At 66.2% G+C, this 18,295-nt stretch carries 17 protein-coding genes; 11 read left to right on the top strand and 6 right to left on the bottom strand.

The features are described 5' to 3' along the window. Positions 1-106: 106 nt before the first annotated feature. Complete coding sequence (gene nadA / locus DD559_RS10050; RefSeq protein ID WP_116469056.1) at positions 107-1,108, bottom strand: quinolinate synthase NadA; 1,002 nt, start codon at positions 1,106-1,108, stop codon at positions 107-109. A 132-nt stretch (positions 1,109-1,240) separates the two neighbouring features. Between nadA and DD559_RS10045 the strand changes: the two genes are divergently transcribed. The 3 genes from DD559_RS10045 to DD559_RS10035 are packed head-to-tail and all read left to right on the top strand — an operon-like array spanning position 1,241 to position 2,869. Next, complete coding sequence (locus DD559_RS10045; protein ID WP_116469055.1) at positions 1,241-2,074, top strand: TIGR00266 family protein; 834 nt, start codon at positions 1,241-1,243, stop codon at positions 2,072-2,074. Continuing rightward, positions 2,061-2,630 (top strand): GNAT family N-acetyltransferase, encoded by a 570-nt coding sequence (locus DD559_RS10040; protein WP_116469054.1) that lies wholly within the window; start codon positions 2,061-2,063, stop codon positions 2,628-2,630. Before DD559_RS10045 ends, DD559_RS10040 begins: the two co-directional genes overlap by 14 nt. After that, positions 2,609-2,869 (top strand): hypothetical protein, encoded by a 261-nt coding sequence (locus tag DD559_RS10035; RefSeq protein WP_116469053.1) that lies wholly within the window; start codon positions 2,609-2,611, stop codon positions 2,867-2,869. Before DD559_RS10040 ends, DD559_RS10035 begins: the two co-directional genes overlap by 22 nt. Here DD559_RS10035 and DD559_RS10030 read toward each other — a convergent pair. The 3 genes from DD559_RS10030 to parE form a co-directional block, all read right to left on the bottom strand. Then, positions 2,864-4,024: an acetyltransferase domain-containing protein gene (locus DD559_RS10030; protein WP_116469052.1), complete on the bottom strand. Its 1,161-nt coding sequence runs from the start codon at positions 4,022-4,024 to the stop codon at positions 2,864-2,866. The genes DD559_RS10035 and DD559_RS10030 overlap by 6 nt on opposite strands. 204 nt (positions 4,025-4,228) lie before the next feature. Then, positions 4,229-5,110, bottom strand: coding sequence for a class I SAM-dependent methyltransferase (locus DD559_RS10025; protein WP_116469051.1), 882 nt, complete (start codon positions 5,108-5,110; stop codon positions 4,229-4,231). Positions 5,111-5,259: 149 nt separating this feature from the next. Then, the gene (parE, locus tag DD559_RS10020; RefSeq protein ID WP_116469050.1) at positions 5,260-7,236 is read right to left on the bottom strand and encodes a DNA topoisomerase IV subunit B; all 1,977 of its coding nucleotides are present in this window, start codon (positions 7,234-7,236) and stop codon (positions 5,260-5,262) included. A gap of 183 nt (positions 7,237-7,419) precedes the next feature. On the opposite strand from parE, the gene DD559_RS10015 reads away from it, so the two are divergent. Next, the gene (locus tag DD559_RS10015) at positions 7,420-9,063 is read left to right on the top strand and encodes a catalase (RefSeq protein WP_438270403.1); all 1,644 of its coding nucleotides are present in this window, start codon (positions 7,420-7,422) and stop codon (positions 9,061-9,063) included. A 63-nt stretch (positions 9,064-9,126) separates the two neighbouring features. Continuing rightward, positions 9,127-9,696 (top strand): ankyrin repeat domain-containing protein, encoded by a 570-nt coding sequence (locus tag DD559_RS10010; protein WP_116469049.1) that lies wholly within the window; start codon positions 9,127-9,129, stop codon positions 9,694-9,696. A 78-nt stretch (positions 9,697-9,774) separates the two neighbouring features. On the opposite strand, the gene DD559_RS10005 is transcribed toward DD559_RS10010, so the two are convergent. Continuing rightward, a complete protein-coding gene (locus tag DD559_RS10005) occupies positions 9,775-10,491 on the bottom strand; it encodes a GcrA family cell cycle regulator (RefSeq protein ID WP_116469048.1) in 717 nt (238 codons plus the stop codon). A gap of 52 nt (positions 10,492-10,543) precedes the next feature. Between DD559_RS10005 and DD559_RS10000 the strand changes: the two genes are divergently transcribed. From DD559_RS10000 to argF, 4 genes are all read left to right on the top strand, one after another. Next, a complete protein-coding gene (locus tag DD559_RS10000) occupies positions 10,544-11,383 on the top strand; it encodes an ABC transporter permease (RefSeq protein ID WP_116469047.1) in 840 nt (279 codons plus the stop codon). Positions 11,384-11,487: 104 nt separating this feature from the next. After that, positions 11,488-12,891, top strand: coding sequence for a patatin-like phospholipase family protein (locus DD559_RS09995; protein WP_240610205.1), 1,404 nt, complete (start codon positions 11,488-11,490; stop codon positions 12,889-12,891). A gap of 126 nt (positions 12,892-13,017) precedes the next feature. Next, entirely contained in the window at positions 13,018-14,208 is a 1,191-nt protein-coding gene (locus DD559_RS09990; RefSeq protein ID WP_116469045.1) for an aspartate aminotransferase family protein, read from the top strand. Between the two features lie 160 nt (positions 14,209-14,368). Then, entirely contained in the window at positions 14,369-15,286 is a 918-nt protein-coding gene (argF, locus tag DD559_RS09985) for an ornithine carbamoyltransferase (RefSeq protein WP_116470837.1), read from the top strand. A 175-nt stretch (positions 15,287-15,461) separates the two neighbouring features. On the opposite strand, the gene DD559_RS09980 is transcribed toward argF, so the two are convergent. Continuing rightward, positions 15,462-16,232 carry a hypothetical protein gene (locus DD559_RS09980; RefSeq protein ID WP_116469044.1) on the bottom strand — a complete coding sequence of 257 codons (771 nt, stop codon included), beginning with the start codon at positions 16,230-16,232 and terminating at the stop codon, positions 15,462-15,464. 526 nt (positions 16,233-16,758) lie between these two features. Here DD559_RS09980 and hslO point away from each other — a divergent pair. Next, entirely contained in the window at positions 16,759-17,682 is a 924-nt protein-coding gene (gene hslO / locus DD559_RS09975; RefSeq protein ID WP_116469043.1) for an Hsp33 family molecular chaperone HslO, read from the top strand. A gap of 79 nt (positions 17,683-17,761) precedes the next feature. Next, on the top strand, positions 17,762-18,187 hold the full coding sequence (locus DD559_RS09970; RefSeq protein ID WP_240610204.1) for a hypothetical protein: 426 nt from the start codon (positions 17,762-17,764) through the stop codon (positions 18,185-18,187). The last annotated feature ends 108 nt before the right edge of the window (positions 18,188-18,295 follow it).

Here is an 18,295-nt window from a genome sequence, read left to right as displayed (position 1 = left end):
CCGGGTAGTTGTGCCAAGGTTTGCACCTCGTTTCTACTGCCCATCCGGTCGCGCGTCGACGCCCTCCCGGCCGTACCGGGTGCCAGTTGTATCAGCCTTGAACGGATCAGCCTTGGCGCGGGCCCAGGTCGCCCTTGCCGACGGTGCCGCCGGCCATGTCGAGCATCCGGTCCAGGCTCTGCTTGGCGCGCAGGCGCAGCCCTTCCTCGATCTCAACCCGCGGGGTCAGATCGCGCAGCGCCAGATACAGTTTCTCCATCGTGTTGAGCGCCATGTACGGGCAGATGTTGCAATTGCAGTTGCCGTCGGCGCCGGGGGCTCCGATGAACTGCTTCTCCGGCATCGCCTTCTGCATCTGGTGGATGATGTGCGGCTCGGTCGCGACGATCAGCGTGTCGCCGGGGATCGTCTTGGAGAAATCCAATATACCCTTGGTCGATCCGACATAGTCGGCATGGTCCAGGATGAAGGGCGGGCATTCCGGATGCGCGGCGATCGGCGCGCCGGGATGTTCGGCCTTCAGTTTCAGCAGTTCGGTTTCGCTGAATGCTTCGTGGACGATGCACACGCCCGGCCACAGCAGCATCTCGCGCCCGCTCTTGCGCTGGAGGTAGCCGCCCAGGTTGCGATCGGGGCCGAAGATGATCTTCTGGTCGGCCGGGATCTGCGCCAGGATCTTTTCGGCCGAAGAGCTGGTGACGATGATGTCGCTGAGCGCCTTCACCTCGGTCGAGCAATTGATATAGGTCAGCGCGATGTGATCGGGGTGCTGCGCGCGGAAGGCGGCGAACTGGTCTGGCGGGCAGCTGTCTTCCAGGCTGCATCCGGCATCCATGTCCGGCAGCACCACGATCTTGTCGGGGGAGAGGATCTTGGCGGTTTCCGCCATGAAGCGCACGCCGCAGAACGCGATCACGTCCGCATCCGTCTCCGCCGCCTTGCGGCTCAGATCCAGGCTGTCACCGACGAAGTCGGCCAGATCCTGCAGCTCCGGCTTCTGATAATAATGGGCGAGGATCACGGCATTGCGCTCCTTGCGCAGCCGATCGATTTCGGCGCGCAGGTCCAGGCCCGTCAGGCTGCCGCCAATGCCGTTACGCGCGTCCATGCATCCAAACTCCCATTGCGTCGTCGGGCACATGGCCCGGCTAGCCCGCGCGATCAAGGGCGATGGCGGGGGCTCGCCTCTCGCGGCCATTGGTGTAGTAATCGGCAGCAACGAGAGGATGGAGAGTTTCCTATGCCGCCCGCAAGCCCCTGGACGCATCACCGTCGTGATGGCAGCGCCGACGATATCGATTTCGAGATCAAGGGGCAGGAGCTCCAGTTCGTCGAGATCGAACTCGATCCCGGCGAAAGCGCCGTCGCGGAAGCGGGCGCGATGGTGTGGAAGGATGCCGCGATCGGCATGACGACGGTATTCGGGGACGGCAGCGGCGGGCAAGGCGGCGGCTTCATGGACAAGCTGCTCGGCGCCGGCAAAAGGCTGGTGACGGGCGAAAGCCTGTTCACCACCGTGTTCACCCATAATGGCCATGGCAAGGCGCGCGTCGCCTTCGCCTCGCCTACGCCCGGCGCGATCCTGCCGCTGCGACTGTCCGATTATGGCGGTACGCTGATCTGCCAGAAGGATGCCTTCCTCGCCGCGGCCAAGGGCGTTTCGATCGGCATCGCCTTTCAGCGCCGGGTGATGACCGGCCTGTTCGGCGGCGAAGGCTTCATCATGCAGCGGCTGGACGGCGATGGCTGGGTGTTCGTCCAGATGGGCGGCACCGTGGTCGAGCGCGAATTGGCGCCCGGCGAGGAACTGCACGTCGATACCGGTTGCGTCGCTGCGCTGACGTCCTCGATCGATTTCGATCTCGTCTCGGTGGGCGGCGTGCGCAGCATGTTCTTCGGCGGCGAAGGCGTGTTTTTCGCCCGCCTGCGGGGGCCGGGCAAGGTGTGGATCCAGTCGCTGCCCTTCGCGCGGCTCGCCGGGCGGATGGCGGCGGCGGCCATGGGCGGCGGGCAAAGCCGCGGCGAAGGCTCGGTGCTGGGCGGCCTTGGCGACCTGATCGGTGGCAATCGCTGAGCCTGAGGGCGAGGCGCCCGACACGCCGATCCTGGGCAGCGCGCGGCTGCGGTTGCGCCCGCTCGTTGCCGGGGATGCCGACGCTCTTCACCCGGCCTATGCCGATGCGGAACTGATGCGCTGGTGGAACCACGCCCCCCATGCCGACCTGGCCGAGACCCGCGCCTGGTTCGCCGAGGAGGACGAGGAAGGCTGGCGCCACTGGGCAATCACGCTGACGGGCGACGACAGCGCGATCGGCTTCGTCGCGGTCAACGAGAAGCGCCGGCATGTCAGCGAGATCGGCTATCTGCTCGCCCGGCCGCATTGGGGGCGGGGGATCGCCGAGGAGGCGCTGACCTGCGTCCTCGACCAGCTCTTCCTCGCCGAGAACTATCGACGGGTTTTTGCGGACACGGACCCGGACAATGTGTATTCGCGCCGGCTGCTCGAGCGGCTGGGCTTCCGGCTGGAAGGGGTGCTGCGCGCCGAATGGGAAACCCATATCGGCGTCCGCGACACCACGCTCTACGGGCTGTTGAAGGAAGACTGGACATGCCGACCCCGCCGCGCCTGAACGACCCCGCCGAACGCGCCGCCTACCAGGCTGAACTGCGCGCCGTGGCCCGGCCGCTACGGATGGGCGCGGTATGGCTGGCGGTGCTCGGCGCGCTGCTCGCGGCGCTCAGGGCCAAGGTGCTGCCGATGCCGGTTGCGGTGCCGGCGGCGGTGCTGGCGCTGGCCTTCTTCCTCATGGTCCTCGGCATCACCGTCCGGGTGAAATACCATCAACGCCGGATGCGCGGGGACTTATAGGTAGCGCAGCCACCACGCGTCGCTGCCGCGCTTCAGGCGGCCGAAGGCGCGGGTGGCGAACCAGCACGGCACCGCCACCACGGCCGCAAGCAGCCACAGCGTTGCGACATTGGGCACGCTCACCGGCCCGTCGACGCCCAGCGCGTCGGCCGCAACCAGGTTCAGTGCGCGCAGCAGATAGAGGTGGAACAGGTAGAAGAACAGCGGCGCTCCGCCCAGCACCGCGAGCAGCCGGGTCGCCCGCTCGGGCAGGTGTTCGAACGCGGCCAGCACGATCAGCCCCACACCCAGCGTCGCCAGCAGGAAATCGGCCGAGGGCGGATATTTGGTGAGGTTGACGAACTGGAGCGCGGTGCCGAGCGCGTCCTTGCCCGCCTGCCAGCGGTGGAGATCGCCATAGATGTTGGTGGCCCGCAGCAGCACGAACAGCGCCAGCGCGGCAAGGCCGAGTCGGGTCAGCGCGCGCCGGCGGGCCGTCCCGTTCGCCTCGGCGGCGAACCATGGCCCTAGCGCATAGCCCAGCGCGATCACGCCGATCCATGGCAGCAGCGGATAGCTGATTCGCAGCCGCCAGCCCCAGGGCAGGTCGAAGATGGTGCGCTCGTGCAGCACCGCCCAGATCGCATGGCCGGGCTCGCCCGCGACATGCACGCCGTCGAGCAGATTATGCCCCAGCACGATCGCCAGCGCCAGCGCGATCAGCACCGGGCGGGGCAGGTGGACGAGCACGGCCAGCGCCAGCATCGACAGCCCGATCACCCAGATCACCTGGAGGTACAGCATCGCCGGCGTGAGATCGAAGCTCCAGGCGAAATTGATGACGGACAGTTCCAGCGCGATCAGGAACAGCCCGCGCTTCCACAGAAAGTCCGAGGCCGCCGCAGCGCCGCCTCGCGATTGCGCATAGAGCCACGCTGCAAGTCCGGTTAGAAACACGAACACCGGGGCACAGAAATGGGCGGTCAGCCGGGTGAGGAACAGCGCCCTGGGCGTGTCCGGCCCGAGCGGATCGGCGACCGACACCGTCGAATAGAACGCCTCGCGCGTGTGATCGACCAGCATCAGCAGCATCACCAGCCCGCGCAGTGCGTCGATCGCGCGGATGCGGGGGCGGGCGGAACCATTTGGAGCGATGGTGGGCAGGGGCTGCAACATGCCGTGGTGGCATGATACAATGTGACACCCTGGACAACCTTTTTCGCGCGGCCAGAGCCACGGCGCTGCCTTGCTTCGGCTGGTTGCGATTCTGCCCGGCGCTTTGGGGATGGGCGAAACCGAGCTTGCTCCGGCCGGTCCGGTGCGGCCGGAGGGTTCGATGCTATTGGAGGGGCGGGGGGCACATGCCGCCCCGCCCATGCATCAGGCAGCTTCGTACTCGCGCTGCCTGGTCTCCGCCCGCGCGGGTGGCAGAAAATCGTCCATACGAAGCGCCGGGTGCGGATAGACGAAGCGGTTGGCTGCCATCGGCAACACAAATCCTTCCGCAGCGCCCGGGACGAAATAATTGCCCTGATAGATATTGGGGCGGCTCATTTCGGTGTCCGCGGCATAGGATTCACCAATCGGCGCATATTTCAGATCGGTGCCGAATACGGCGTACAACGCCATATCGACGAAGTTCATTTTCTCGATCGTGCCGCGCAGATGGGTGTCCTGCGCAATGATCGCGTAAATGCGGTCCCGAGCGTAATAGAGCGCGGCCATATCTTTCACCACCTGGTTGAATTTATGCGCGCCGTCATGGTGCAGGATGTGGCGGACGCCCTGCGTTTCCAGCATGACATGTCGGACATAGGACGCGATGTCGCCATGGAACAGTCGCACGCGCCCGGTCGCTTCCGGGAAGGTCCGGCGAATCCGTTCATAGGCGAATTGCAGATATTTCGGGTTGATATCGACCATGTCGAGGTCGAAGTCGAACTTTTCGATGCAGCCGGCGAAAATAGACGATGATCCGCCCATGAAAACGCCTACTTCGACCAGCCGATCGAAATGTCCGTTAAAATCACGCAGCACGCGGACTAGATCATAATAATATCTAGCGGAGCACTGATCTTCATATCGCAAGTCGGCAGACAGAATGCGTTGAGCAATATTGTCAAAAATACTATTCTCACGGAGGAAGTGGTCATATGCTCCGCGGGCCTGATATCCGGAATAAACCTGGATATCGAGCTGGGCGGCCGGATCCTCGCTATCCCGCAGCGAAAGGTCGGGCTCGATAAATGTTCCAAAGGTCATGGTTGCGCGTATCCCCTTCATTGTATCGCCGTAGCGATGCAGGGCATTATAGACGCTTCGATAACCATGTGGGGCGCTGGCCTGGCATAATAGTGCAACGCGTTGCTCGGCTTCTTTGAGAAGTCGCCTCGTCCCGTGCCTCGCGCGTCTCAGGCGTCGATCACCTCATCATCGAGCCGTGCCGCGTTCTCCTGGATGAACGCGAAGCGATGGGCCGGATTATTCCCCATCAGTCGGTCGACCAGGTCCTTCACCCCGGCACGCTCCTCATATTCCTGCGGCAGCGTCACGCGCAGCAGGCTGCGGGTGGCGGGGTCCATGGTGGTTTCCTTGAGCTGGTTCGGGTTCATCTCGCCGAGACCCTTGAACCGGCTGACCTCGACCTTCTTGCCCTTGAACTCCTTGGATTCGATCTGGATGCGGTGCGCGTCGTCGCGGGCGTAGAGGCTCTTGGAGCCCACGGTCAGCCGGTAGAGCGGCGGCTGGGCAAGGTAGAGATGCCCCTTGCGCACCAGGTCCGGCATCTCCTGGAAGAAGAAGGTCATCAGCAGCGTCGCGATGTGCGCACCGTCGACATCGGCGTCGGTCATGATGATGATGCGTTCGTAGCGCAGCTGGGTCGCGTCGCAGTCCTTGCGGGTGCCGCAGCCCAGCGCCTGGATCAGGTCGGCGATTTCCTGGTTGGCGAGGATCTTGGCCGAGGTCGCGCTGGCGACGTTGAGGATCTTGCCGCGGATCGGCAGGATCGCCTGGGTCTTGCGGTCGCGCGCCTGCTTGGCCGAGCCGCCGGCCGAATCGCCCTCGACGATGAACAGCTCGGTGCCCTCGGGGCTGTCGGCCGAACAGTCGGTCAGCTTGCCCGGCAGGCGCAGCTTGCGCCCCGTCGTGGCCGACTTGCGCTTGACCTCACGCTCCTGCTTGCGGCGCAGGCGATCGTCCATTCGCTCGAGCACATAGCCGAGCAGCGCCTTGCCGCGCTCCATATTGTCGGTGAGGAAATGGTCGAAATGGTCGCGCACCGCCTTTTCGACGAGCGCGGTCGCCTCGGGGCTGGTGAGGCGGTCCTTGGTCTGGCTCTGGAACTGCGGCTCGCGGATGAACACCGACAGCATCACCTCGGAGCCGGTGACGACGTCGTCCGGATTGAGGTCCTTGGCCTTCTTGTTGCCGACCAGATCGGCGAAGCTGCGGAGGCTTCGCACCAGCGCCTGGCGGAGGCCCTGTTCGTGCGTGCCGCCATCGGGTGTCGGGATGGTGTTGCAATACCAGCTATAGCTGCCGTCGCTCCACAGCGGCCAGGCGACCGCCCATTCGACGCGGCCCTGCGAATCCGGGAATTCCTGGGTGCCCGCGAAGAAATCGGCGGTGGCGCATTCGCGCGTGCCGACCTGCTCCTTCAGGTGATCGGCAAGGCCGCCGGGGAACTGGAACACGGCTTCGGCGGGCGTATCGTCGGTGATCAGCGACGGATCGCACTTCCAGCGGATCTCGACGCCCGCGAACAGATAGGCCTTGGAGCGGGCGAGCTTGTACAGCCGCGCGGGCTTGAACAGCATCTCGCCGAAAATCTCGGGGTCGGGGGTGAAGGCGACGCTGGTGCCGCGCCGGTTGGGCGTGCCGCCGAGCTTCTCGAGCGGCCCCAGCGTCTGCCCCTGGCTGAAGCGCTGGCGGTACAGCTGCTTGTCGCGCGCCACCTCGACCACCGTGTCCACCGACAGCGCGTTGACCACCGAAATGCCGACGCCGTGCAGACCGCCCGAGGTGGCATAGGCCTTGCCCGAGAACTTGCCGCCCGAGTGGAGCATCGAGAGAATCACCTCGAGCGCCGACTTGTCCGGGAAGCGCGGATGCGGATCGACCGGCATGCCGCGGCCATTGTCGACGATGGTGATGCGGTTGGGCGCGGAAAGCGTCACCTCGATGCGGTTGGCATGGCCGGCGACCGCTTCGTCCATTGCATTGTCGAGGATTTCGGCGGCGAGATGGTGGAGCGCGCGCTCGTCGGTGCCGCCGATATACATGCCCGGCCGGCGCCGTACCGGCTCGAGCCCCTCGAGAACCTCGATCGACGAGGCGTCATAGGTGCCGGCGGGGACGGAGGGCGCAGCGAAGAGGTCTTCGGACATGCGGAACGTATAGGGGGTGCGAGGGCACCCGCGCAAGGCGGGGACGTGGGGCTGAGTGGCCCAATCGATTTCTGTGAGCGCGTCTTTGCGTTTCACCTTCATATCATCGCAGCTTCATAGTGCGGCCACGGCGCTGCGGCGCGGAAGTCTGCTGCCGCCGCCGTCCAAAGAGGGAGTTTCCACATGCTTCGTTCCACCCGGAGCGGCGCGGCGATGGCCGCGTTGCTCGGCGGCGCCCTGCTGCCCGCCGCCGCGCTCGCCCAGACCGAAACCCAGGCCGCCGCCCGCATCACCACCGCCCCGCCCGCGCCGGCCCGGCCCGATACGCCGCTGCCCGCGCAGACCGGCGCCGCACCGGTGCTGACCCGCGACAATGGCGCGCCGATCGGCGACAACCGCAACTCCAAGGCGGCGGGCGATCTGGGGCCGGTGCTGCTCGAGGATTCGCATCTGATCGAAAAGCTCGCCCGCTTCGATCGGGAGCGCGTGCCGGAGCGTGTCGTCCATGCCCGCGGCGCCGGCGCACATGGCGTGTTCCGCGCGACCGCCGACATTGCCGATCTCACCAAGGCGTCGCTGTTCCAGCCGGGCAAGGAAACCCCGGTGTTCGTCCGCTTCTCCAGCGTCGTCCATGGCAAGGACAGCCCGGAATGGCTGCGCGATCCGCGCGGCTTCGCCACCAAATTCTACACCGATCAGGGCAATTGGGATCTGGTGGGCAACAACCTGCCGATCTTCTTCATCCGCGATGCGATGCAGTTCCCGGACATGGTCCATTCGTTGAAGCCCGATCCCGTCACCAACCGCCAGGATCCGAATCGCTTCTTCGATTTCTTCTCGGCCACGCCCGAATCGACCAACATGCTGACCCAGCTCTATTCGAACCTGGGCACGCCGGCATCGTACCGGACGATGGACGGCAACGGCGTCCATGCGTTCAAGCTCGTCAATGCCAAGGGCGAGACGGTGTTCGCCAAGTTCCGCTGGATCAGCCGGCAGGGCATTCGCACGCTCACCGCGGCGCAGGCCGGCGCCCAGGCGTTCGATTACCAGACGCACGATCTCTATACCGAGATCGCCCAGGGCAATTACCCGAGCTGGGACCTGATGGTGCAGGTGATGCGGCCTGAGGACTTCGCCAAGCTTGACTACAACCCGTTCGACGACACCAAGGAATGGCTGGGCGTGCCGTTTCGCAAGATCGGCGAGATGACGCTGAACAAGGTGCCGGACAATTTCTTCGAATGGACCGAACAGTCCGCCTTCGCGCCGTCGAACATGGTGCCGGGGATCGAAGCGTCGCCGGATCGCATGCTGCAGGGCCGGCTGTTCAGCTATGCCGATACCCAGCGCTACCGCATCGGCGCCAACGCGCTGGCGCTGCCGGTGAACAAGCCGCGCGTCACGGTGGTCAACAACAGCCAGGACGGCCAGCTCAACGCCTCTGGCCGGGCCTCGCGCGTGAACTATTTCCCCGCCGCGCTGGCCCCGAAGACTACCCCGGCCGAGGCGGGCGCCGCCCCCTATGCGGTGGATGCGACGGTCGCCGCCAAGCCGATCGCGCAGACCAACAACTTCGCCCAGGCGGGCATTTTCTACCGCGCGCTGCCGGCGGCGGAGAAGGCGGACCTGATCAAGAACCTGTCGGGCGATCTGGGCAAGGTCGTGTCGCCGCGCACGCGGACGATCATGGTCAGCTATTTCTACCAGGCCGACAAGGACTATGGCACCCGGCTCGCCAAGGCGGTGAACGTGCCGCTGGCCGAGGTGGAGAGGGCGGTCGCCGAATATCGCGCGGCACACGCCGAGCAGCTGGCCGCCAACTGAGGCCTTCCCGGATATCCGGGAGGGCACCTGCCGGCCCGGATATTCGCGCTATCGGAGCATGTGATGCGTTCCTTGTTGTTTCTGCTGGCCGGGGCCGTGCTGGCCCCGGTGCCGATGGCGGCCGCCCAGACGGCGGCAGCCGACCTGCCGTCGCCCGAGCGTCGCCAGGCACTGCTGTTCGAAGCCGCGCGCGCCGGCCGGGCCGATCTGGTGCCTGGGCTGGTGCGGCTGGGGGCAGACCCCAATGCCCGCGACGCCCGCGGTTTCACGCCCGCCATCCTCGCCGCCTATAACGGCCAGGCGACGGCGCTGGAGGCGTTGATCGCGGCCGGCGCCGATCCCTGCCTGGCCGATAGCGCGCAGGGCAACACCGCGCAGATGGGCGTGGCCTTCAAGGGCGATGACGCGATCGCCGCGCGGCTGCTCAAGGCCGGCTGCGACGTCAACGTCCGCAACAAGGCCGGGCAGACCGCGCTGATGATGGCGGCGCTGTTCGGTCGAGCGTCCCAGGTCGATCTGTTGCTGGCGGCGGGAGCCGATCCGGCACTTGCGGACGCGAGCGGGCGCACCGCGGCCAGCGTGGCCGCCGCGCAGGGCAATGCAGTGCTGGCGGCCCGGCTCGAGAAGCGCTGAGTCCAGCGATTGCACGATGGAAAAAGGGCCCGTTCCGGTGGGAACGGGCCCTTTTGCTTGGGCGTCGGCAGGCGCGGTTCAGCGCGGTCGCGGCGTACCGCCAAAGGGCATGGCCGCGGGCGTGCGACGGTCGCGGCGCGGCAACTGTGCCTGATAGGCATGGCCGCAATGCTCGACACAATAGGGGAAGCCCGGGTTCACCTTCTCGCCGCAGAAGTGGAAGTCCGGCTCTCCGGGGTGGCCGAGCGGCCATTTGCAGATCTTGTCGTTCAGATCGAGCAATGTCGCCTTGCCGGCGATGGCGTCGCTCGGCTTGGCGGGCACCAGCCGACGCGGCGGTGCCGGCGTGCTCGGCGGCGCCTGTTCACCGGGATTCTGGCGGATGAAACCACCGGGGCCGACCGAGCGGAGCACCGGCTGCGGCGTCCGCGGGGCCTCGAAATCTGCAGCGGGGGCGGCTGCCGCGGGGGCGGGCGGCGCGGCGGGTGCCGGTGCCGCCGGGCGCGGTGCAGGGGCGGGTGCTTCGGCCTGGACGCGCGGCGCTGCCGGTGCAGGGGCGGGTTTGGGCGCGGGCGTCGGCTTTGGCTCGGCGGCGGGTGCCGGGGCGGCGGCTGCGGCGGCCTTGGCTTCGTTCGACTTTACCGGCGAGGGACGCGAGGGCAGGCCCAGGCGGTGCGCCTTGCCGATCACCGCATTGCGCGAAACGCCACCCAGTTCCTCGGCGATCTGGGTTGCGGTCAGGCCGCTGTCCCACATCTTCTTCAGCGTTTCGATACGCTCGTCGGTCCAGCTCACTTCGGTTCCTTCGTCTTGCGGGCGGCGGCGTCAGCGGGTACGCGATCGAGCCATGAGCAGCCACCCCGAAATCGGTTCACAGCTTCCCGAGCCGGGCGTTCCGGTGATTCGCAACGTCAACTGGGGAGGCTTGCGCACCCTCTATATCAAGGAGGTGCGCCGTTTCTTCAAGGTGCAGCTCCAGACGGTGTGGGCCCCGGCCGTCACCACCCTCCTCTATCTGGTGATCTTCACGGTCGCGCTGGGTGGAGACGGGCGCATGGTGGTGCTCGACGGTGTCTCGATTCATTACGCCGATTTCATCGCGCCCGGCCTGATCGTGATGGGGATGCTGCAGAACGCCTTCGCCAACGCCAGCTTCTCGCTGCTCGTCGGCAAGATCCAGGGCACGATCGTCGACTATCTGATGCCGCCGCTTTCCACCGGGGAGATGCTGGCGGCGCTGGCCGGCGGATCGGTCACGCGGGCCTTCTGCGTCGGCGGTACGGTGTGGCTGGCGATGGCGCTTTGGGGCGTGCATGTGTTCCCGGCACATCTCTGGGCGGTGCTTTGGTTCGGCTTCCTCGGTTCGCTGTTCCTGTCGCTGATGGGGGTACTGACCTCGATCTGGGCGGAAAAGTTCGATCATGCGGCGGCGATCACCAACTTCGTCGTGGCGCCGCTGTCGCTGCTTTCGGGCACTTTCTATTCGGTCGAGAATCTGTCGCCGCTGTTCCGCGCGATCAGCCATGCCAACCCGTTCTTCTACATCATCTCGGGCTTCCGCTACGGCTTCCTGGGCGTCGCCGATTCGCCGGTCCTGCTCGGCACCGGCGTGATCCTGGGGCTGAACGTGGTGCTGGGGCTGGCTTGCTACACCCTGTTGCGGCGCGGATGGAAGATAAAGAGCTGAGCGCGCGCAAGAGAAGCATCGTTACGAATTTCAAACGAACTGCTATGTAAGACCGTGACGAAAGGGTTCCGCGGGGACGGAGCCGCAACGTCATGGGGGAAGTCATGCCATTTCTGCGTTCGTTGGTGCTGCTTGCAGCGGCGGGACTTTCCGTCGCCGGCTGTAGCCAGCCTCGGCCCAAGCCGATTCTGGGCTGCAACTATCAGGTCCTGCCGCTTACCGTTGGCCCGCGCTGGCACCAGGCGCCGAATCGCCTGGACGCGGTTGCGCGTGCCGCTTCGGCGCAGGACGCCGTCAGCCAGCGGCTGGGTGCGCTGCTGCGTGAGCGCCGCGCCCGCCGCGCGCCGCTGTTGGGCGCGCAGGGAGAGAAGGGCGCCGTGCCCTCCGATCAGTTCCTCGCACTGAGCGGCGGCGGCCAGCACGGTTCGTTCGGGGCGGGCTTCTTCTACGGCATGGGCACGCTGCCGACCTGGGATATCGTCACCGGCGTCAGCACGGGGTCGTTGCAGAGCACCCTCTTGTTTCTTGCCAACCAGCCGGTGCCGGCGGACCGTACCGATTACAGCTGGGTCGATGGCCCGCTGGCCAGCCAGGCGGAAGGCACGGGGATGGTGGTGAAACCCGGCACGTCCAATGTCGGCGATCTCGTCCTTGCCTATTCGATCGACAAGGAAGCCGATCTGATGCGCGTCCGCGCGGGCGGTGCCGTGAGCGGCGTGCTGCGCAAGGGGTCCACTGCCAGTTTCGGGCCGCTTCGTGCGCGGTTGTTGAAGATCATGACGCCCGGCACGCTGCGCGCGGTCGGCCGCGAATGGCGCGATCAGAAGCGCCAGCTGTTCGTCGGTGTGAGCAATCTCGACGATGGCGAGGGCTATGGCATCGACATGACCGAGCTCGCCGCCCGCGCGCTCGATACCGATTCGCCGACGGAACTCGCCCGCCTCCAGGGCTGCTATGTCGATGCGATGCTCGCCTCCTCCTCCGTCCCGCCCGGCGTGCCGCCGGTGACGCTGCAGACGGCCAATGCCACCGAAATGTACATGGATGGCGGTGCCCGCTTCGGCATGTTCCTTGAACCGGTGTTGGCCGCGCTCCGTGGCGCTGGGGACGAAGACCGCAGCCGCACGATGCTGATGGTCAACACGACGATGGAGGTCGGCCGCTGGAGCGCCAGCGGCCAGCCGATGCAGCGCTGGTCGGCGGTGGGCGCAGCGCTGCGCGCCGTCGATTTGATGGAAACGCAGGTCTATCGCTTTTCTGCCGCCAGCGTAGCGCGGGTGGGCATCGCCAAAGGCGAGCTCGATATGGCCTATCTCAGCAACGCAGGCATCCCCGGTGGCGAGCAGCCCAACGACCATGTCTTCAACGGGAAGACCTGTTCGGCATGGCAGGCGATCGACGCCAAGGCGAAGCCGCTGCAATTCTATCCGTGGTACATGGCCTGTACCGTCGATTACGGCCGCTCGCGCGGTGCCATCCAGCAATGGAATCACAGCACCAGCCACTAGTCCCAAAGGGCGGTTGACCTGTGGCCCCTAGCGGCCCTAGGAACACAATTGGGCGGCCCGGATAGGTCGCCCTTTTGCGTTTCTGGAGTTTTCCCAACCCTTTTTTCGTCAAGGAGTATCGTTCCCATGACCATCACCCCGCTCATGCCCGTCTACCCGCGGTGCGGTGTGCGGCCGGTGCGAGGCGAGGGCTGCTACCTGATCGGGGAACGCGGGGAACGCTATCTCGATTTCGCCGCCGGTATCGCCGTCAACGCGCTCGGCCATGGCCATCCGCATCTGGTGAAGGCGATCGCCGACCAGGCGGCCACGCTGATGCACGTCTCGAACCTCTACGGCTCGCCCCAGGGCGAGGCGCTGGCCGAGCGCCTGCTGAAGCACAGCTTCGCGGACACGGTGTTCTTCACCAATTCGGGCGTCGAGGCGATCGAGTGCGCGATCAAGACCGCGCGCCGCTACCACTATGCGAACGGCAATCCGCAGCGGCACAAGCTGATCACCTTCAAGAACGCCTTCCACGGCCGTTCGCTCGGCGCGATCTCGGCGACCGACCAGGGCAAGATGCGCGACGGGTTCGAGCCGCTGCTGCCGGGCTTCGACTATGTGCCGTTCAACGATCTGGAGGGCGCACTCGCCAAGATCGACGGCGAGACTGCCGGCTTCCTGGTCGAGACGATCCAGGGCGAGGGCGGCATGACCGCAGGCTCGGTCGAATTCATCCAGGGGCTGCGCAAGGCGGCGGACGAGCACGGCCTGCTGCTGATCCTCGACGAGATCCAGTGCGGCTATGGCCGGACCGGCAAGATGTGGGCCTATGAGCATTACGGCATCACGCCCGACATCATGACTTCGGCCAAGGGCATCGGCGCGGGCTTCCCGCTCGGCGCCTGCCTCGCCACCGAGGAAGCGGCCAAGGGCATGGTCGCCGGCACCCATGGCTCCACCTATGGCGGCAACCCGCTGGCGATGGCGGCGGGCATGGCGGTGCTCGACGTGATGGAGGAGCCCGGCTTCCTCGAACATGTCACCCGCATGGGCGAGCGGCTGCGCCAGGCGTTCGAGCAGCTGATCCCCAACCATGATCACCTGTTCGAGGAGATCCGCGGCAAGGGCCTGATGCTCGGCATCAAGATGAAGGACTCGGTGGTGAGCCGCGACTTCGTCGCCCATCTGCGCGATCATCACGGGCTGCTGACCGTGGCGGCGGGCGAGAATGTGTTCCGCGTGCTGCCGCCGCTGGTGATCGACGAGAGCCATATCGCCGAGGCGATCGACAAGCTGAGCGCTGGCGCGCGCAGCTTCGCCCCGGCCAACTAAAGCGTTTCCTCCCCCGCGCAAGCGGGGGAGGGGGACCATGCGCAGCATGGTGGAGGGGGGGGGCTTCCCCCGCGCGAGGCGTTGGTGGCCCGGGGCATTCCCCCTCCACCACCGGCTTCGCCGGCGGTCCCCCTCCCCAATGCACGCGAGGGAGGAAAGCATGACCCGCCACTTTATCGATCTTACCGATGCCGGCCCGGATGCCATTGCGGCGATGCTGAACGACGCGATGGCCCGCAAGGCCGCCCGCGCGGGCTGGCCCAAGGGCAAGCCGGATGCCGACGCCCCGCTCGCCGGCCATGTGCTGGCGATGATCTTCGAGAAGAACAGCACCCGCACCCGCGTCTCGTTCGACATGGCGATCCGCCAGCTCGGCGGCACCAGCATCGTGATGGACGCAGGGTCGATGCAGCTCGGCCGCGGCGAGAGCATTGCGGACACCGCGCGCGTGCTCTCGGGCTATGTCGACGCGATCATGATCCGCACCGACGATCACCAGAAGGTGCTCGACATGGCCGCGCACGCCACCGTGCCGGTGATCAACGGCCTCACCGACGCCTCGCACCCCTGCCAGATCATGGCCGATCTGCTGACCATCCTGGAGAGCGGCAAGGCGCTGCCGGGCCTCAAGGTGGCGTGGCTGGGCGACGGCAACAATGTGCTCGCCTCGATCATGGAGGCCGCCGGGCTGATGCACTTCGACGTCGTCGCCGCCTGCCCGCAAGGCTATCAGCCGAGCGAGGCGGACGTGACGAAGGGCAAGGGCCGCGCCCGCATCGTCGGCACCGCGCGCGAAGCGGCGGAAGGCGCCGACATCATCGTCACCGATACCTGGATTTCGATGGGCCAGGCCCATGCCGAGACCAAGCTCAAGGCGATGATGCCGTTCCAGGTCGACGAGGCGCTGATGGCCGCCGCCAAGCCCGACGCCAGGTTCCTCCACTGCCTGCCTGCGCACCGCGGCGAGGAAGTGACCGACGCGGTGATCGACGGGCCCCAGTCGCTGATCTGGCCCGAGGCGGAAAACCGGCTGCACGCGCAGAAGTCTGTCCTGCGCTGGTGTTTCGGGCAGCTTTGACGATCTCCCTGATCCTCCCCCGCCAGGGGGAGGTGGCGGGCGCAGCCTGACGGGGGAGGAAGCCGGCCGCTATTAGGTCGCCTACCTCCCCCTCCGACGCCTTCGGCGCCACCACCCCCTGGCGGGGGAGGATTGCGAGAGGTTCGAACCCGTCAAAGCGCCGCAATCGCGCCCCTCAAATCCCCATCACCGCCGCCACACCGATATCGGCAATCGGCAGCGCCCCCAGCGCCTTATCGACCGACGCCAGCGCTTCTTCCCCCGAGCGCCGGTCTTCCTCGTCCGGCCCCTTCGCATGGCTACGGCGGAGGGCGGCCTTGAGTTCGCGGGCGAGCGCACGCGCCTCGCGGGCGAAGTCGGCATCGGCCTTTTCGCGGGCGCTGTCTGCGGCGCTCTTGCCATCGTCGGGCTTGCCCAGGCCGGGGGCGCTCTTGTCGTCCGCCTTGTCGCCTTCCGCCGCGTCGGTTGCGGGCGCCGCCGCATTCTCCGCCGAGGCTGCGCCGGCTTCGCTGCCCTCGGCCCCGCCTTCGTCGGCGGCGCCCGCGGTTTCGGCAGGCGCAGCGCCGGCCTCGACGCCGCCCAGCTCGCCCGCGCCGCCCCCGGCATCGACATAGCTTTTCACCGCCGCACCCAGTTCGCGGGCGATCTGTGCGGCGGCCCGGGCGAGCTTCTTGGGATCGCCGGCATAGATCATCTTCAGCGACTGCAGCCGCGCCTTGAGCTGCTTCACCTTCTCGGCTGCGCGCGCCTTTTGATCGTCGCTGCCCTTGCTCTTCACCCCCGCCAGCGTCGCTACCGCATTCTTCGCTTCCTGCAGCTTGCGCGCGGCCATCTCGTCCTTCTTGGAGAGCGGCGCCGCGAGTGCGCCGTCGGTCTTTTCGGATGCCTGCCCGCGCGGACTCGCGGCGGAGGCAAGCGCGGCGAGCGAGAAGGGTGCGATCTTCATATCTATATCTATAGAAGCAGATAGCCGACGCTGTTCGCATTCCAGCGACAAGATGTTGCGAAAGTGAAATTGTTTCCTATATGTTCTTATGTGCTTGTGCTCTATGCTCTTTGTCATGGTTGCGTGGAGCCCTTTCCACCGCGCTGGATGGCGCGCAAGCGGGATGTCGGTTCGCGTCCCAATAGAGAACTCTGGAAGCTGTGCTCGTCCCTCCCCCGGAGGGGAGGGTCAAAGAAGGCATCATCCGCACACGCACGCAATGCCCGCTCCCCGTGCCTTCGCATCGTCACCGGGCTGCGCCGGATCGCGCGAGACCGTGAACTTCCTAAACTTTACCCCCGGCAAAAACCGCTGCGACTGTGAACTTCGTGAACTTAACCCCCGCCGCGCAGTCCCACTGCGCCACATTGTTTCCCGCCGCGAAACCCCTATCTACGCCATCGAACCCAGAAAATGCGTTCGTCGGAGCGCGCGGAGTCACCCTCGACTTCTCGCGGCCGCACACGAATGCCGGAGACGACCAGTGATGAACCCCGTTCCCGCCGCCGATCTCGATCGCGTGACCGGCTTTGCCATTCCCGACCGCCATGTCCGCGGCCGCGTCGCGCGGCTGGGGCCGGTGCTGAACGAGATCCTGTCGGCCCATGCCTATCCGGCGCCGATCGAGAAGCTGCTGGCGGAGGCACTGACCCTCACTGCGCTGCTCGGCAGCACGCTCAAGGATGCCGAGGGGCAGATGACGCTGCAGGCGCAGACCCAGCGCGGTATCGTCAGCCTGATGGTGTGCGACTACAAGAATGGCGAATTGCGCGGCTATGTGCAGTTCGATGCGGTGCGCCTCAGCCAACTCGGCAAGAACCCGTCGCTCAAGTCGCTGTTCAACGGCGGCTATCTGGCGGTGACGTTCGATCAGGCGCTCACCAAGGAACGCTATCAGGGGATCGTGCCGCTGGAAGGCGCCTCGATCTCCGAGGCGGCGCAGAACTATTTCTTCCAGTCGGAACAGATCCCCACGCTGGTGCGGCTCGGTATGCGCCGCAGCAAGGAAGACGGCAAGATCGTCGCCGGCGGCTTGTTCCTGCAGCATCTCCCCGAGGGCGAGGTGGGCCGCGAACGCCTGCACGTCCGGCTCGATCATCCGGAATGGCAGCATGTCGAGGCGCTGGGCGGCACGATGGGCGCCGACGAACTGGCCGATCCGGCGATCGCGCTGGAAGGACTGGTGTGGCGGCTGTTCAACGAGGAGAGCGAGGTGCGGATGCTCGCCGGCAGCGATCTGTCGCGCGGGTGCCGCTGCGGGGCGGACTATATCCAGCAGGTGCTCGCCAAATTCCCGGAGGAGGAGCGTGCGGCCATGGCGGACGAGGGCGGGGTGATCAAGGTCGATTGTGCCTTCTGCTCGAAGCAGTTCCCGGTGGCGCTCGCCGATTTCGTTCCGCCGGCGTTGTAATGCCGAATTTCGCCTATGATATATCGGGCGGAAAAGGTGCCGTGGGAGCGGCACCTTCTCCGACATGGAGTTTGAACGGGTGAGCAAACGAATTGGGTGGGTGCCGTTGGCAATGGTTGCCGGGCTGGCGATGGCTGCAGCCGGCGCGTCGGCTCGGCAGCAGGCGGGCGGCGGTGTGCGGACGTTGGATGTCCCCGCGATCAACATGATCCAGAAGGGCAAATGGACCGCGCGCGACAGCGAGGACAAGGAGCGCACCATGTGCGTCCGCGATCCGTATCAGGTGCTTCGCCCCGCCAATGTCAACACGCCGTGCCAGCATGTGGTGCTGGAAAGCACTGCCAGCCGCGCGACCGTTCGCAGCAGCTGTGCAGGGCACGGGACCATGCTTACCCGCATCACCGTCGATACGCCGCGCCAGGTGACGGTGGACACGCAAGGGGTGATCGATGGCCAGCCATTTTCGGAGATCTACGACGCGAAGCGCGTCGGCGATTGTTCCTGAAAGGCTTTGGTTACCATTTGTTAAGCATTCTGCGGCTACAAAGGGGCGTCCCGGAAAGAGCTTCTTTCCGGTGTTGGTTTTCCCATTTCTATCCTTTCCGGGCCGTCC

This window comes from Sphingomonas pokkalii, from assembly GCF_003096275.1.
Lineage (GTDB): Bacteria > Pseudomonadota > Alphaproteobacteria > Sphingomonadales > Sphingomonadaceae > Sphingomonas > Sphingomonas pokkalii.
This window is presented reverse-complemented; position numbering and strand designations above follow the sequence as displayed.

Bases quoted from the DNA above. Each gene is read 5' to 3' on its own strand.
- DD559_RS10035 (WP_116469053.1), top strand. From the start codon at position 2,609: ATGCCGACCCCGCCGCGCCTGAACGACCCCGCCGAACGCGCCGCCTAC.
- DD559_RS10045 (WP_116469055.1), top strand. From the start codon at position 1,241: ATGCCGCCCGCAAGCCCCTGGACGCATCACCGTCGTGATGGCAGCGCC.
- DD559_RS09995 (WP_240610205.1), top strand. From the start codon at position 11,488: ATGCCATTTCTGCGTTCGTTGGTGCTGCTTGCAGCGGCGGGACTTTCC.
- DD559_RS09990 (WP_116469045.1), top strand. From the start codon at position 13,018: ATGACCATCACCCCGCTCATGCCCGTCTACCCGCGGTGCGGTGTGCGG.
- parE (WP_116469050.1), bottom strand. From the start codon at position 7,236: ATGTCCGAAGACCTCTTCGCTGCGCCCTCCGTCCCCGCCGGCACCTAT.
- DD559_RS10025 (WP_116469051.1), bottom strand. From the start codon at position 5,110: ATGACCTTTGGAACATTTATCGAGCCCGACCTTTCGCTGCGGGATAGC.
- DD559_RS10010 (WP_116469049.1), top strand. From the start codon at position 9,127: ATGCGTTCCTTGTTGTTTCTGCTGGCCGGGGCCGTGCTGGCCCCGGTG.
- DD559_RS10000 (WP_116469047.1), top strand. From the start codon at position 10,544: ATGAGCAGCCACCCCGAAATCGGTTCACAGCTTCCCGAGCCGGGCGTT.
- DD559_RS10015 (WP_438270403.1), top strand. From the start codon at position 7,420: ATGCTTCGTTCCACCCGGAGCGGCGCGGCGATGGCCGCGTTGCTCGGC.
- nadA (WP_116469056.1), bottom strand. From the start codon at position 1,108: ATGGACGCGCGTAACGGCATTGGCGGCAGCCTGACGGGCCTGGACCTG.
- DD559_RS09980 (WP_116469044.1), bottom strand. From the start codon at position 16,232: ATGAAGATCGCACCCTTCTCGCTCGCCGCGCTTGCCTCCGCCGCGAGT.
- argF (WP_116470837.1), top strand. From the start codon at position 14,369: ATGACCCGCCACTTTATCGATCTTACCGATGCCGGCCCGGATGCCATT.
- hslO (WP_116469043.1), top strand. From the start codon at position 16,759: ATGAACCCCGTTCCCGCCGCCGATCTCGATCGCGTGACCGGCTTTGCC.
- DD559_RS10030 (WP_116469052.1), bottom strand. From the start codon at position 4,024: ATGTTGCAGCCCCTGCCCACCATCGCTCCAAATGGTTCCGCCCGCCCC.